Origin of the sequence: Bradyrhizobium cytisi (assembly GCF_008123515.1) — a bacterium.
GTDB lineage: Bacteria > Pseudomonadota > Alphaproteobacteria > Rhizobiales > Xanthobacteraceae > Bradyrhizobium > Bradyrhizobium cytisi.
Window position 1 is genome coordinate 189,845 of the sequence record NZ_VSSR01000023.1, and the last position, 13,341, is coordinate 203,185.

Annotated in this window: 11 protein-coding genes; 4 read left to right on the forward strand and 7 right to left on the reverse strand. The window is 64.7% G+C overall.

Going from position 1 to position 13,341, the window contains the following annotated elements; all coding sequences use genetic code 11:
* Nucleotides 1-174 precede the first annotated feature (174 nt).
* On the forward strand, nucleotides 175-921 hold the full coding sequence (locus FXB38_RS15820; protein WP_148751786.1) for a hypothetical protein: 747 nt from the start codon (nucleotides 175-177) through the stop codon (nucleotides 919-921).
* Nucleotides 922-1,018: 97 nt separating this feature from the next.
* Here the strand turns inward: FXB38_RS15820 and FXB38_RS15825 are convergent, their stop codons facing one another.
* A complete protein-coding gene (locus tag FXB38_RS15825) occupies nucleotides 1,019-1,789 on the reverse strand; it encodes an alpha/beta fold hydrolase (protein ID WP_148751787.1) in 771 nt (256 codons plus the stop codon).
* 147 nt (nucleotides 1,790-1,936) lie between these two features.
* Entirely contained in the window at nucleotides 1,937-2,398 is a 462-nt protein-coding gene (locus FXB38_RS15830) for an Hsp20 family protein (protein ID WP_187434904.1), read from the reverse strand.
* A gap of 222 nt (nucleotides 2,399-2,620) precedes the next feature.
* Here FXB38_RS15830 and FXB38_RS15835 point away from each other — a divergent pair, with 222 nt between their 5' ends.
* Nucleotides 2,621-3,568 carry an alpha/beta fold hydrolase gene (locus FXB38_RS15835; RefSeq protein ID WP_148751789.1) on the forward strand — a complete coding sequence of 316 codons (948 nt, stop codon included), beginning with the start codon at nucleotides 2,621-2,623 and terminating at the stop codon, nucleotides 3,566-3,568.
* 143 nt (nucleotides 3,569-3,711) lie between these two features.
* Here the strand turns inward: FXB38_RS15835 and FXB38_RS15840 are convergent, their stop codons facing one another.
* Nucleotides 3,712-6,519, reverse strand: coding sequence for a di-heme-cytochrome C peroxidase (locus tag FXB38_RS15840; protein WP_148751790.1), 2,808 nt, complete (start codon nucleotides 6,517-6,519; stop codon nucleotides 3,712-3,714).
* A 176-nt stretch (nucleotides 6,520-6,695) separates the two neighbouring features.
* On the reverse strand, nucleotides 6,696-8,492 hold the full coding sequence (locus FXB38_RS15845) for an adenylate/guanylate cyclase domain-containing protein (protein WP_148751791.1): 1,797 nt from the start codon (nucleotides 8,490-8,492) through the stop codon (nucleotides 6,696-6,698).
* Between the two features lie 225 nt (nucleotides 8,493-8,717).
* Between FXB38_RS15845 and FXB38_RS15850 the strand changes: the two genes are divergently transcribed.
* Nucleotides 8,718-9,350 (forward strand): LysE family translocator, encoded by a 633-nt coding sequence (locus FXB38_RS15850; protein ID WP_148751792.1) that lies wholly within the window; start codon nucleotides 8,718-8,720, stop codon nucleotides 9,348-9,350.
* A gap of 29 nt (nucleotides 9,351-9,379) precedes the next feature.
* Here FXB38_RS15850 and FXB38_RS15855 read toward each other — a convergent pair whose 3' ends face one another.
* On the reverse strand, nucleotides 9,380-10,132 hold the full coding sequence (locus tag FXB38_RS15855) for a sulfite exporter TauE/SafE family protein (RefSeq protein ID WP_148751793.1): 753 nt from the start codon (nucleotides 10,130-10,132) through the stop codon (nucleotides 9,380-9,382).
* 96 nt (nucleotides 10,133-10,228) lie between these two features.
* Here FXB38_RS15855 and FXB38_RS15860 point away from each other — a divergent pair, with 96 nt between their 5' ends.
* Nucleotides 10,229-11,119 carry a LysR substrate-binding domain-containing protein gene (locus tag FXB38_RS15860; protein ID WP_148751794.1) on the forward strand — a complete coding sequence of 297 codons (891 nt, stop codon included), beginning with the start codon at nucleotides 10,229-10,231 and terminating at the stop codon, nucleotides 11,117-11,119.
* 81 nt (nucleotides 11,120-11,200) lie between these two features.
* On the opposite strand, the gene FXB38_RS15865 is transcribed toward FXB38_RS15860, so the two are convergent.
* Entirely contained in the window at nucleotides 11,201-12,190 is a 990-nt protein-coding gene (locus FXB38_RS15865; RefSeq protein WP_148751795.1) for a Bug family tripartite tricarboxylate transporter substrate binding protein, read from the reverse strand.
* Nucleotides 12,191-12,212: 22 nt separating this feature from the next.
* A complete protein-coding gene (hisN, locus tag FXB38_RS15870; RefSeq protein ID WP_148751796.1) occupies nucleotides 12,213-12,995 on the reverse strand; it encodes a histidinol-phosphatase in 783 nt (260 codons plus the stop codon).
* Between the last annotated feature and the right edge of the window lie 346 nt (nucleotides 12,996-13,341).

The window sequence follows — 13,341 nt, forward strand, 5'->3', positions numbered from 1 at the left end:
TCGCCGCTTTCTGAATGGCGCGCGGCCCCGGTTTTGAAGCAAACGCGCCCTGATCCGGCCCTGCCGACGCCGAAATCCCGAATGAAGCTTCGGATCGCCCCTTCGAAAGGCGCGCCACGCCGCAAGAAGCGAAAGAGCGCGACCATCCGGGGGCCTGACAGGAGCGTGTCGACCATGAAGTTTTTCACAGGATGTGTGGCCGCGGCCACCCTGGCGCTAGCCGCAACCGCTGCTCAGGCTCAGATTCCGGCGAGCGGTCTTTCCGGCGGGGCCATGATCGCGGTGTCGGATTTCGATGGACCCTACGGGCCACCGGACGCCGCGCCACCGCCGCGTTACGGCTACGGCTATGGTTATGAGGAGCGCGGCCCGGCGCCGGCGCTGCTGCCGCCCACCGAGGTCTACGCGGTGCTGCGCGAAAACGGCTTCTCGCCGCTCGGCATCCCGCGCCTGCGCGGCGCGGTCTATACCATCGCGGTGATCGACCGTCGCGGCGACGACGGCCGGCTCGTGATCGATGCCCGCGACGGGCGGATTATCCGCTTCATGCCGGCGGCTGATGCCTATGGCATGGCGCCGGCCTATGAGGAGCCTTCGGTTGCACCTTACCGGCCGCAAAGCGCGCTGCCGCCGCCGACCATGGTCCGTGGCGGCCCGCCGCGCCCGCCAGCGCCGATCCCGCATGTCGCCAGCCGCGCCGTTCCGCTGCCCAAGGCGGCTCCGCAGCGGGTCGAGACACCGGTCGCGGCTACCAAGCCCGCCGAGCAGACGGCGCAGCAGGTCCAGGCATCGCAGGCGCAGCAGACGGCCGCCGTGCAGGCAAAGCCGGCCGAGGCTGCCGCACCCACCATTGGTCAGGCGAAGCCGCCGGCAACGATCTTGCCGACGCAAGAGATGCCGGCGGCACAGGGGCTGGATTAGAGCGACGCGCGCTTGACGCGACAGCGCGGAGACAGCTGAGCAAAACAAAAGGCGCCCGAAATGCTCAGGCGCCTTTTGCATTTTCAGCGATCGCCGCTCAGCTGCGCGGATACCCGGCCGCCTCCATGATCAAATTCGCAACCTCCTTCGGATGCGACACCAGCGAGAGGTGGCCGGCATCGAGCTCGATCGTGGTCGCGTTCATGCGCTTGGCGAGGAAGCGTTCGAAATCGGGGTTGATGGTGCCGTCGTTCTTTGACACCGCGTACCAGCTCGGCTTCGAATGCCAGGCGGCTTCAGTGGTGCGGCCGGCGAAGATCGAGGCGGCCGTCGGCCACTGCACCGCGTAGAGCTCCTTCGCGCGTTCCGGCGCGACGCCGTTGGCGAAATATTTCAGGAAGGCATCTTCGGAAAGTTTTGTGTAGCCGTCGCGCTCGACGATGCCGGCACGCGCGGGTCCCGCCGGAAACTGCTTCGACAACGCGACGAAATCCTCGTTGGCATCGGGGGCGCGCGCGGCGATGTAGACGAGGCCGGTGACCTTCGGATCGGTGCCGACCTGGCTGATCACGGTGCCGCCCCAGGAATGCGCGACCAGCACGGTCGGACCATCCTGCTCGGCCAGCGCGCGCTTGGTCGCATCGACCGACTCGGCGAGCGATCCCAGCGGATTCTGCACGGCGGTGACGTTGAGGCCTGCGGCCTGAAGGATCGGGATCACCTCCGACCAGCTCGAGCCATCGGCCCAGGCGCCATGCACCAGCACGACGTTCTTCGCCTTCACCGTCTGCGGGGTCTGCGCATGGGCAAGGCTGATGGGGGCCGCCAGCAGGCTCGCGGCGACGAAAAGGCTGCGCCAGAAAGGCATGATCGTTCTCCGTCTTGTTTTGGGTGCGATGCCCAAAGGACGGAGCGTAAGGTCGCGGCGTTACGCATCCTCACCACTCTGTGATGCAGCGCAAAAAACGCCCCGGGGCACCGGGGCGTTTTCGCAACCTTGAAGGTTATGTGCTGCTTAGGCGGCGACTGAGCTCTCGATCACCTGCGCCTTTGCTGCGCCGGTGTTGATCGCGATCTGGCGCGGCTTCTTGGCTTCGGGAATCTCGCGCACGAGGTCGACGTGGAGCAGGCCGTTCTCGAGCGAGGCGTCCTTCACCTGCACGAAGTCGGCAAGCTGGAAGGCGCGCTCGAAGGCTCGGGCGGCGATACCGCGATAGAGCACTTCGGACTTCGAGTTCTCGCTGGCGACTTTCTCGCCCTTGATCGTCAGCGTGTTTTCCTTCGCGACGAGGGAGAGCTCATCCTTGGCGAAGCCGGAGACCGCAACAGTGATGCGGTAGGTGTTCTCGCCGGTGCGCTCGATGTTGTAGGGGGGATAACCGGGGCTGCCGTCAGAGCCTGCCTGGTCGAGCAGGTTGAAGAGGCGATCGAAGCCGACGGTGGAACGATAGAACGGGGTGAGATCGTAGGTACGCATGGTCAAGTCCTCCATTGAGCGACTGTTCGGGTAACCCGCCCGCCAATCGGGCCGGGCTTTAGTCTGTGTGCAGCCTGATGTTCCGGTTCCGAAACACTGGTAGCGGCCTGCACTGAGGTGATATGGGTGAGTCCAGACAGCGTTCAAGAGGGCGGCAATGGCGCCTTTTAGGCGCTCCCGCCCCCCTGATTTGCAGCACTTGGCGCCCACGCACTCCCAATCATGACGCTGGTCTCGATCCCGTCCAATCCCGTTCCCGAAGACGTCGTCAGCGGCACCATCAAGACGCCCGATGGCGTCGAGCTGCGCTTTGCGCGCTGGGCGCCGCCGGCGAACCGCAAGGGCACCGTCTGCGTCTTCACCGGGCGCAGCGAGCAGATCGAGAAATATTTCGAGACCGTGCGCGATTTGCGCGACCGCGGCTTTGCGGTGGCAACGTTCGACTGGCGCGGGCAGGGACATTCCTCGCGCCGCCTGCGCGATCCGCGCAAGGGCTATGTGCGCAACTTCGCCGACTACGAGATCGACGTCGAGACCTTCGTGCAGCAGGTTGTGCTGCCGGATTGCCCGCCGCCGTTCTTCGCGCTGGCCCATTCCATGGGCGGCGCGGTGCTGTTGCGGCTGGCGCATGCGCAAAAGCGCTGGTTCGACCGCATGGTGCTGTCGGCGCCGATGATCGACCTGCCGGGCCGCGCCACCTCGTTTCCAGTGCGGGCGCTGTTGAAGACGATGCGGTTGCTGGGGCGGGGCGGCGGGTACATTCCCGGCGGCAGCGACCACCTCACCGGGCTGTCGCCCTTCATCAACAATCCCCTGACCAGCGATCCCGTGCGCTATGCGCGCAACGCCGCGATCCTGGAGGAGGATCCCACGCTCGGCCTGGCGTCACCGACGGTCGCCTGGGCCGATACCGCGTTCCGTGCGATGGACGTCTTCAAGGGCATGAACTACCCGTCCGAGATCCGCCAGCCGATCCTGATGCTGGCGGCCTCCAACGACAGCGTGGTTTCGACCGCGGCGATCGAGGAGTTCGCCTACCATTTGCGCGCCGGCTCCCATCTCGTGATCGCCGGCTCGAAGCACGAGATCCTGCAGGAGCAGGACCGCTACCGCTCCCAGTTCTGGGCCGCATTTGATGCGTTCGTGCCGGGCACGCCGCTGTTCAAGTGATGAAGACCCGGAGCATCCAGAGCCACTGAGCGTTCCGCAATCTCCGTCATGCCCGGGCTTGTCCCGGGCATCCACGTTCTCAGTGCCGCGGTAAAGATCGTGGATGGCCGGGACAAGCCCGGCCATGACGGCGAGGGCTTTGACTACAGCGTCTTCAGATACTCGATCAAATCGTAGCGCTCTTGCTCTTTCAGCACGCGGCCGATGGTGCCGTCCTTGCCCGGGCCCGGCGTGCCATCGAACGAGTGGCCGGCATTGCTGTTGCCGAACATCTCGGTGCCATCAGACGCTCGCGTCGAGAAGCGCGACTGCCCGGTCTTGCAGCTCTCGCCATCGGCGACCGCGAAGCCGACCTGCTTCGGATCGTAGTCGCGACCACCACCCATGCAGAACGATTTCGGGCGCTCGGCTGCGGGGCTCAGCATCCAGTAGAGCGAGGGCACCGATCCGTTGTGCAGGTAAGGCGCGGTGGCCCAGACGCCGTTGAGCGGGCGCGCGCGATACCAGGGCGGCGGCTCCTTCTTGTCGGGCGGCTGCGGACCGGGATTCGGGCAATTCTGGCGCGCACCCCACCAGATCTGCTGAGCCTTCGGGTCGATCTTCGCATCGTCCATCGCTTTGCGGCTGACGATGTCGACGAGCACCATCAAGCCGACCGAGTAAGGCATGTCGGTCGAAGAAATATCCGGCAGATTGCAGCTCCACCAGGCATTGAGCTTCTGCGTGGGATCGAGCTTGAGAAAGCCCGGCACCTGAACCGTCCGCGTCGCCAGCACACCGGCCTGAGCGGGATCGGTCCCCATGCCTTTGACGCTCTTTTGCACCTCGTTCAGGAATTTGTCGTTGCCGATGGTCTGCCAGCGCGACGAAGACCAGATGCTCTGGTCCGGAAATTCGGTGTCGAACACGGGATCGTTGACCGGCCCGAGATGGCATTCGGCGCAAATCTGCGCGTAGAGCTTACGGCCATTCTTGACGCGGTCGCCATCGATCTTCCAGGCATCATTGCCAAAGATGTCCGACGGCCATTTCGGTGATGTCAGTCCGGAGAGCTGCTTTTTCGGATAGGGCGGCGACCCCTTCAGCAGATCCTCGATCCAGTTCAGATTCTTGATGTCCATCGATGAGCGGAACAGCGTGTCCTTGGGTGCATTGTCGGACAAGTTGAGCAGCGCGGTTACGCCCAGCGCTTCGCCGGCGTTGCGGATCAGCGGTTGTTCGATGGAAGCGTCATATTGCGCGAATTTGAGCCAAGGCACGGTCCAGATCGGCGGGAAGCTGACCGGCGCGTCCTTGGCATGCAGATTCTTCTCGAAGCCGCTGAGGCCGCTCAGCGTCATGTCCTGGGAGAAGACCTGATTGCCGATGCGGTTGAGTGCGTCGAGGCGGCCGTAACCTTCCTCGGTGTCCTGCTGCTGCTCGTCCCGCTTCGTCTTCTCGTTGAACCTCGTCTTGCCGTCGATGGTTTTCTTGTAGGTCTTCTCCCAGTCGACCAGGAACGTGCCGATCGTGCTCAACTTCTGCTTCAGCGCATCGCGATCCGCATCGCTGGCGGAGGGGCCGAGCACACGGTCGGCGAAGCGCGTGAAGCGACCCGGCACGAGGAGCGTATAGGCGATCGACAGGCCGGTCGTGACCTCGAGCTTCCTCAGATCGGTCATCGCCGGGCCGCCGTCGAAGCGGATATCGATGCCTTTGTAGTGGATCTGGCCGGTGTGGCATGCGGCGCAGGTCAGGCCGATCCGGTCCTCGCCGACCTGGCCGGTCGCAGGATCGGGCACGCCGGTCATGCGCGCAAAGCCGACCGGCAGGCCGTCGACGTTTTCAGCCTGGGCGCCCCAGTTGACCGGCGGATCCCAAAGCCGTGCCGGCACCGGCCTCGTCTTGTCGTAGACGTTGGCATAGCCGAACCGGCGCAGCGTGGCGTCGTCGGTGTTGAGCGTCTGCGGGCTGGGGATGAAGCCGAAGCGCTGCAGATGGTCGCTGTCATGCAGCATCCCCGGCTTTGCGAAGAAATGAAGCCGCGGCTGCTCGAGCGCCATGAACCAGCTATAGGGCACCGGGAAGGTCGCCGTGCCTTGGCTGGCGTGATGAAACCAGTGCCGGTCCTCCAGCGCCCAGTTTTGCTCGAGCCAGTACGCGGCGCGGGGTTCGACGTGCTCCGGCAATGGCGGCGCCACCAGGTCCCCGAGGATGCCGGGCAACATCGGCTGGAATTGATCGGGAAAGCGCAGCGCCACGATGCCAAAGACGAGCAGCGCAGCGGCTAATCCGCCGGCAACGCGCAATATAAGCGAGGGCGGGGTAACCGGCTGACTGACGACCCGCTGGGTGATCCTGTCAGGGAATTTGCGCTTGTTGAACAATGTCCTCACCTCGGCCACGCTGAGATAGCGGTCATCACCCTGACCCTTGCCCATGATCTTGAGCAGGACCGGCCATTCGAACTTCATCAGGATTGGGTAATACCAGCGCGACTGATTGCCGGCGCGCTTGAGATTGTCGTTCATGAAGGTTTGGATTTGCGAGGCGTTGAGCCCGGTCTCGGTGCCGCCATTGGGATCGGCATAAGTGCCGCCGAAACTGGCGAGCCGCGCAATCTCGTCCTCGTTGACGCCCCCGTCGACGCCGAGGATGCGCGAGCCGGCACCGAGCTTGTCGAGCGGACCGCCGCGCAAGCCATTGAGCTGCGCGCCCCAGAAGATGCTTTGCAGGATGTGACAGGCGCCATTGGCGATCAGCGCAACGCCGCGGACTTGGATGCGGGCCAGCGTCTTTTTCGCTCCAGTCTCGCCGCTTGCATTTGCGATGGTCTGCGACAGCGTCCGGAGCGGGACCGTGCCGCCGTCGACAAGACCCTCGCCGACAAGGCCCCGGAGGAACGGGCAGGGATTGTCCGGCGAGACCTGGATCGATGGATCGATGGGGGGCTTCGAGACGGAGTCGTTCATGGCCCAAAATCCTGAAAACAGCGAATCGTGAAATACAGACGCGCCGATCAAGCGCGGAAAGTGCTAACAAACCGGCAGCAATCTATACTACTTCAGCGTGTGGAGAAGTGTGGTTGAATTCACTGTCGTGTCAATAAAGCCGGAGGTGAGATTGCAGCGCATGCGCAGGCTCGCCTTCAGGATTCGGCGGCGCGTCTGACGTCGCTCTGGACCAGGGTGAGCTTGCTGGCCGGGACGCCCGCCTTCAGGAGCCCGTCGCGGTAATGCGCGATGTCCTCGGCCCGCTTCCAGTGAAAATTCCGCAAATGGCGGTCGACATTCAGGGTCGGGTAGTTGCCCATCAGCATGCCTGTCGCCTCGATCGCCTCGCCGGTCCGTCCCAGCTGCGCCAGCGCCGCAGCGCGGATCGCGAGCGCCTGCATGTGGTTCGGATTGACGTAGAGCTGCTCGCGGGCCCACGACAGGGTCGCGTCATACTGGCCGACGAGATAGTGGCTGAAGGCATTCAGCGCCGCCCATTGATAGCGCGGGTCGCTGTTGTCGCGCTGGGCGGCCATCGAGAACAGCTCGATCGCTTGCCGGTGCTCGCCGACGACGAAGTGGCAGATGCCGAGCACGCCGCGCGCGCCCATGTCGTAGGGGTTGAGGGCGACCGCGCGCTTGGCGGCGTCCATCGCCGCCTCGTCATGGCCTTCCAATGCGTGCGCCCAGGACAGGACCGAGAACGCGAAGGATGAGCGCGGGTCGAGCCGGACGCTGGTTTCGGCAAGCCTCATCGCCTCGGCCCACATCTCGCGCGTGCCCTTGACCCAGCCGAACTGGATGCTCTGGATCTGGATCGTCGCCAGATAGGCATGCGCGATCGACAGCTTGGGATCGAGCGCGATCGCTTCCCGGAACAGGTCGACGGCCGTGCTCAGATCCTCCTTGGTCTGCCGGTAATAATGCGACAGGCCCTTCAGGAAGCGGTCCCAGGCGGTGATGTCATTGGTCGGGCGCGCGGGCGCGGAGGCCTCGGCGCGGACGATCTCGGTGGCGATGGCGGCGGACAGATTGGTCGTGATCTCGTCCTGCATCGCAAAGAGATCGCCGATGTCGCGGTCGTAACGGCCGGTCCAGAGCTGCTCGCCGGTCTCCGGCGCGATCAGCTCGGCGGTGACGCGGATCTTGGCGCCGGCGCGCCGCACCGAGCCCTGGATCAGATAGGTGGCGTCGATCTCGCGCGCGATCACGCGGGTGCCGACATTCTTGCCCTTGAAGGCGAAGGTCGAGTTGCGGCTCAGCACGCGGTAGAACGATTGCAGCGACAACGCGTGGATCAGGTCCTCGGTCAGGCCGTCGGAGAAATATTCGTCCTGGGCGTCGCTGAGATTGGCGAAGGGCAGCACGCCGACGATGGCAGTGCGGTATTGCTGCGAGAGTGCGGACCCTTCCTTCAGCTCCGGCGCAAGTGCGGTCGCGCCGTCGGGCGTCCAGGTCCAGACCCCGACCGGATCCCTGATGTTCTTGAAGCGGTGGTTGCCGCCGTCGACCAGCGGCACGGTGAGATGCTTGCTCGCCTCGCGGTAGGCCTTGGCCGAGATCGCGAACCCGCCGGGGCTCGCCACCGATTCCAGCCGGACGGCGATGTTGACGTCGTCACCGAACACCTCGTCCTCGTCGGCGATGACGTCACCCATATGGATGCCGAGCCGGAACTGCATGGTGCGTTCGGCAGGCAGATGGTGATTGCGCTCCGCCATCAGCAGCTGCATCGCGATCGCGGCCTCGGCGGCGCCGACGATGGAGGGGAATTCCAGCAGGAAGCCGTCGCCGGTGTTCTTGACGACGCGGCCGCCGTGATTGAGGATGATCGGATGGATCGCGCTGCGATGGGCCTTGAAGGCGGCATGGGTGCCGGCCTCGTCAGTGCCCATCATCCGCGAATAGCCGGCGACATCGGCGCAGACGATGGCGGCCAGACGTCTTTCCATATCCTCGGAGCTCCAAGGGAGAGGGGACAGCCACCGCGTGGCAGTCGCCTCGAATCCCGCATTTTCAGAACCCTGCCTTTATAGAGCAGATGAGGCCGAGCGAAAGTATGATCCGCATTGCAAATTCGATGCAAATCCCACGCAATTCCGGCGGTGGACGGCGGGGTGCGGACCGATTAAGGCCAATCCCCTGGGACCGCCCGACCGGGCGGCGGAGCCTCTCACATGCTGGGCATTCATGAAATCTGGCTCTTCGTCCTGTCGGGTGTGCTGCTCAACGTCGCGCCGGGGCCGGATTCGGTCTATGTGATCGGCCGCAGCATGCAGATGGGCTGGCGCGGCGGGGCAGCGGCGGCCTTCGGCATCAGTTGCGGCTGCCTTTTCCACGTCGCGGGCGCTGCGATCGGCCTTTCGGCGCTTTTGATGGCCTCATCCACCGCGTTCTCGATCCTGAAGCTGGTCGGCGCGGCCTATCTCGTCCTGACCGGCCTTTTAATGCTGTGGTCGCGCCCGGCGCTGGTGGCGGTCAAGGACGAGGCCGAGCGGAGCTCGCTGCGGCGGGTTTTCCTCCAGGGCGTCCTCACCAACGCGCTCAATCCCAAGGTCGCGCTGTTCTTCCTGGCCTTCCTGCCTCAATTCGTCGCAGCCGATTCCGTGCACAAGCCGCTCGCCTTCCTGACGCTAGGCCTGATCTTCATCTGCACGGGGACGCTGTGGTGCCTGGTGCTGGCGGCGTTCGCGGCCAAGGCGGCCCGCCGGCTGCGGCAGTCCGAGGGCGTGATCGCCTGGGTCAACCGGACCCTCGGCGGCCTTTTCATCTATCTCGGCATCCGCGTCGCGATGCTGGAGACGCGGTAGCTCATCCGAACGGATGAGTGGATCTCGCGTCAGGCGAATTCCTTCAGCAGCGCGCTGCCGGCCAAATAGACACCGAGCAAGATCATCGCGACCAGGAACCAGCGGCGGAACGCTTCCGCCGGCATCCGCGCCCGCACCGACTGGCCGATGAACATGCCGGCAAACGCCATGGCCATGGCGACGGCGCCCGGCACGGCATTGGCCGGGGTCAGCAGGCCGCCGGCGGTCAGGTTGAAGGCGAGTGCCAGCGTTGCGGTGGTGAAGAACACGCCGAGCGCCTGCACCAGCTCGTCCTTCTCCATGCCGATCGCCTGCATGAACGGCATCGAGGGGATCACCTGCACGCCGGTTGAGGCCGAGATCACGCCGGTGATCACGCCGACCACGCCGCCGACCCATTTCTCGTTCTGCGGTGCGACGTGGAACTTGAATGTGCTGAGGCCGATGATGGCGTAGATCACCAGCAGGATGCCGAGCACAACCGTGCCGTAGCGCGCGTAGGGTCCGGTCAGCGCGCCGGCGTTGAGCCAGCAGCCGATCACGGTGCCGATCATCAGCGGCCACAACCGCCTCAGGATGTCGCGCAGATGGGGGCCGACAAAGGTTTGCCAGATGTTGGTGACAATGGCGGGCACGATCACGATGGCGATCGCGCGGCTGGGCGCCATGTTCACCGCGAGCAGGCCCATGGAGACCGTCGGCAGGCCGAGCCCGACGACGCCCTTGACGAATCCGGCGACAAGAAAGATGGCGGCGATGAGAATGAGAAGCGGGTCAATCATGACCTGCACATTGACCGAAGCCGCGCCCACGCACAATCTGGAGGTTACGGAGACAGCCTTCGTCCACGACGAAAGCTAGGTTTGGAGGAGGCAACAATGCGTTTCGACCTCGTCGATCTCCAGCTCTTCATTGCGGTCGCCGACCAGCGCAGCATCACCCGCGGCGCGGAGCGCTCGCATCTGGCGCTGGCCTCCGCCAGCGCGCGGATCAAGGGGCTCGAGGACGCGCTTGGCGTCGCGCTGCTCAAGCGCGGGCGCCGCGGTGTCGAACTGACCGCGGCCGGCGAGAGCCTGCTCGACCATGCGCGGCTCGTGATCCACCAGATCGACGCCATGCGCGGCGATCTCGCGGGCTTTGCCAGCGGCGTGCGCGCCAGCGTGCACTTCCTTGCCAACACGTCGGGCCTGTCGGAGCATCTGCCGAAGGCGCTGGCCGGCTTCCTGCGCGAGCATCCCGACGTCGCCATCGACATCGAGGAGCGCGAGAGCACCGACATCGCAGCCGCGATCACCGCCGGCGCCGCCGATCTCGGTTTCGCCGCCGAGCACGCGCTGCCTGATCATATCGAGCGCTTCGTGTTCAGCGAGGACCGTCTGACGCTGGTGACATCGAAGCGCGGCCCGTTCGCCGGCCGCCGCCAGATCGATTTCCAGGAGGCCAACGCCTGCGAGTTCGTCGGCCTGACCAGCGCCACCGCGCTTCAGATGCATATTTCAAAGCATGCCGCCCGGCTCGGCATGCGCCCGCATTTCCGGGCGCGGCTGCGCGACTTCGATGCGATCTGCCAGCTGGTCTCAGCCGATGTCGGCGTCGCGCTGGTGCCCGAAGCCGCCGCCCGCCGCTGCGCCAAGCTGATGCCACTCGCCATGGTCCGCCTGCGCGACGCCTGGGCCAACCGCAAGCTCGTGATCTGCGCGCGGAGCTTCAAGGCGCTGCCGCGGCCGGCCAAGATGCTGGTAGAGCATCTGCGCGCAGCTGCGGTGTGAGGGTAAATGCGACGTACTTCCATGCGGGCGATCGGCTCCCTCTCCCGTTTGCGGGGCGCAAGCGGGAGAGGTGTAAACCGGTTACTTCGCCGTCTCCACGCCGGCGTCCTTGATCACCTTCGCCCATTTCGCGGTCTCGTCCGCAATGAATGCGCGAAAATGCTCCGGCTCGTCGCCGATCAGCGTCGCGCCTTGCGCGGCGAGCTTCTCCTTCACCGCGGGATCCGCCATCGCCTTGGTCGCGAGGTCATGCAGCGCGGTGACGATCTCCTTCGGCGTGCCCTTGGGCGCGACCATGCCGTACCAGTTCTCGATGCGCAGATCCGGAAAGCCTGCTTCCTTCGTGGTCGGCACGTCGGGCGCGGTCGGGGCGCGTTCCGCCGAGCCGATCGCGATCGGCTTCAGCGCGCCGGCCTTGACCTGCGGCAGCAGCACCGGGAGGTCGAGGAACGTCATTTGCACCTGCTGGCCCAAGAGATCGTTCACCGCGGGCGCGGCACCACGATAAGGCACGTGCACGATGTCGATGCTGGCCGTCAGCTTGAACAGCTCGCCGGCGAGATGCGGCAGGCTGCCGGGGCCGGAGGAGGCGAAGTTGAGCTTTCCGGGCTGCGCTTTCGCAAGCGCAATCAATTCGCCGATGTCCTTGGCGGGCAAATTGGCCGCCACGACCAGCATTTCCGGCACGGTCGCAACCAGCGTCACTGGAGTCAGGTCATTGAGCGTGTCGTAGGCGACCTTCTCCATGCTCGGGCTGATCGCAAGTGCGCCGGCAGAGGAGATGGCGATGGTGTAGCCGTCGGGCGCGCTCTTGGCGACCGCATCAGTGCCGAGCACGCCGCCCTGGCCGCCGCGATTGTCGATCAGCACCGGCTGGCCCGCCAGTTCCGACATGCGCTGGCCGACCACGCGGGCGATGATGTCGTTGGGGCCGCCGGCCGGAAACGGCACGATCAGCTTGATCGGTTTTGCCGGAAAAATCTGCGCCGCCGCCACTGACGGCAGCAGCAGAAACAATCCCAAAAACAATCTAAAGAACAATTTAGCGAGAAGCCTGCGTGAGATGGTCATGCAAGCCTCCCGCGAGCGCTTGTTATGGATTGAGCAGTTTCAGTGCTTCTTCGTGAACCCTGGCGTCGCCGGCCGCGACGATGCGGCCGCCGCCCTGGGCCGGCTTGCCTTCCCAGGTGGTGACGACGCCGCCGGCGCCGGTCACGATCGGGATCAGGGCTGCGATATCGTAAGGCTTCAGTTCGGTCTCGACCACGAGATCGACATGGCCGGCCGCCAGCATGCAATAGGAATAGCAATCGCCGCCATAGCGCGACAGCCGCGCGCCCTGCTCGATCCGGCCGAAAATGGCGCGGTCGCGCTCGTTCATCAGCAGCGGGCTGGTGGTGTAGGTCGTCGCCTCCGAGAGCGAGGCGCAGCGGCGGACCTGGAGCCGGCGCTCGCCGGACGGGCCTTTGTAGTTGGCCGAGCCGTTGTCGCCGGAAAAGCGCTCGCCGATGAAGGGCTGGTGCATCATGCCGTAGACAGGCATGCCCTTGTGCAGCAGCGCGATCAGCGTGCCCCAGATCGGAAAGCCGCCGATGAAGGACTTTGTACCGTCGATGGGGTCGAGCACCCAGACATAGTCGGCGTCGTCGCGCTCATTGCCGAATTCCTCGCCGACGATGCCGTGCTGGGGAAAGCTGGCCTTGATCAGCCGCCGCATCACCGCTTCCGCCGCGCGGTCGGCTTCCGTCACCGGATCGAAATCCTTGGTCTTGCTCTTGTCGTCGATCGAGAGCGAAGTCCGGAAGAACGGCAGGATGGTTTCGCCGGACGCGGTGGCAAGCCGCCCGATGAAGGCTGAGAAGTCGATCACCGTCACGGCGCATCCTCAAAACGAAACTCGGGTGAAGCTTTCATCTGCCTAGCTCAATTCGCTTCTCGCGTGCAGCGCTGTCTTGATTTGCACCCTGGTATTTTGGATGCGGATGCCGCCTGCCCTCGGCGAGCCATATGCTGGCCAAATATCGATCACAGTGTTGAGAACTTAGTTCCTTGTATGCCTCGTTCGTATGCAAATGACTATCAACCCATTGAAATTCCTTATCAAAGAAACTGAATCTGGATTTCGCTGGAAGCAAACGAGCCATGTGTTTTTGCATGGGAAACGGCTCAAAAGCCCTTGCACTTTGTGCGACGCGGCCGCATATTGTTGCGGTGCGGTAGCG

Excerpts from the sequence above, each read along its gene's own strand:
- FXB38_RS15820 (WP_148751786.1), top strand. The coding sequence starts at position 175 with ATGAAGTTTTTCACAGGATGTGTGGCCGCGGCCACCCTGGCGCTAGCC.
- FXB38_RS15825 (WP_148751787.1), bottom strand. The coding sequence starts at position 1,789 with ATGCCTTTCTGGCGCAGCCTTTTCGTCGCCGCGAGCCTGCTGGCGGCC.
- FXB38_RS15830 (WP_187434904.1), bottom strand. The coding sequence starts at position 2,398 with ATGCGTACCTACGATCTCACCCCGTTCTATCGTTCCACCGTCGGCTTC.
- FXB38_RS15835 (WP_148751789.1), top strand. The coding sequence starts at position 2,621 with ATGACGCTGGTCTCGATCCCGTCCAATCCCGTTCCCGAAGACGTCGTC.
- FXB38_RS15840 (WP_148751790.1), bottom strand. The coding sequence starts at position 6,519 with ATGAACGACTCCGTCTCGAAGCCCCCCATCGATCCATCGATCCAGGTC.
- FXB38_RS15845 (WP_148751791.1), bottom strand. The coding sequence starts at position 8,492 with ATGGAAAGACGTCTGGCCGCCATCGTCTGCGCCGATGTCGCCGGCTAT.
- FXB38_RS15850 (WP_148751792.1), top strand. The coding sequence starts at position 8,718 with ATGCTGGGCATTCATGAAATCTGGCTCTTCGTCCTGTCGGGTGTGCTG.
- FXB38_RS15855 (WP_148751793.1), bottom strand. The coding sequence starts at position 10,132 with ATGATTGACCCGCTTCTCATTCTCATCGCCGCCATCTTTCTTGTCGCC.
- FXB38_RS15860 (WP_148751794.1), top strand. The coding sequence starts at position 10,229 with ATGCGTTTCGACCTCGTCGATCTCCAGCTCTTCATTGCGGTCGCCGAC.
- FXB38_RS15865 (WP_148751795.1), bottom strand. The coding sequence starts at position 12,190 with ATGACCATCTCACGCAGGCTTCTCGCTAAATTGTTCTTTAGATTGTTT.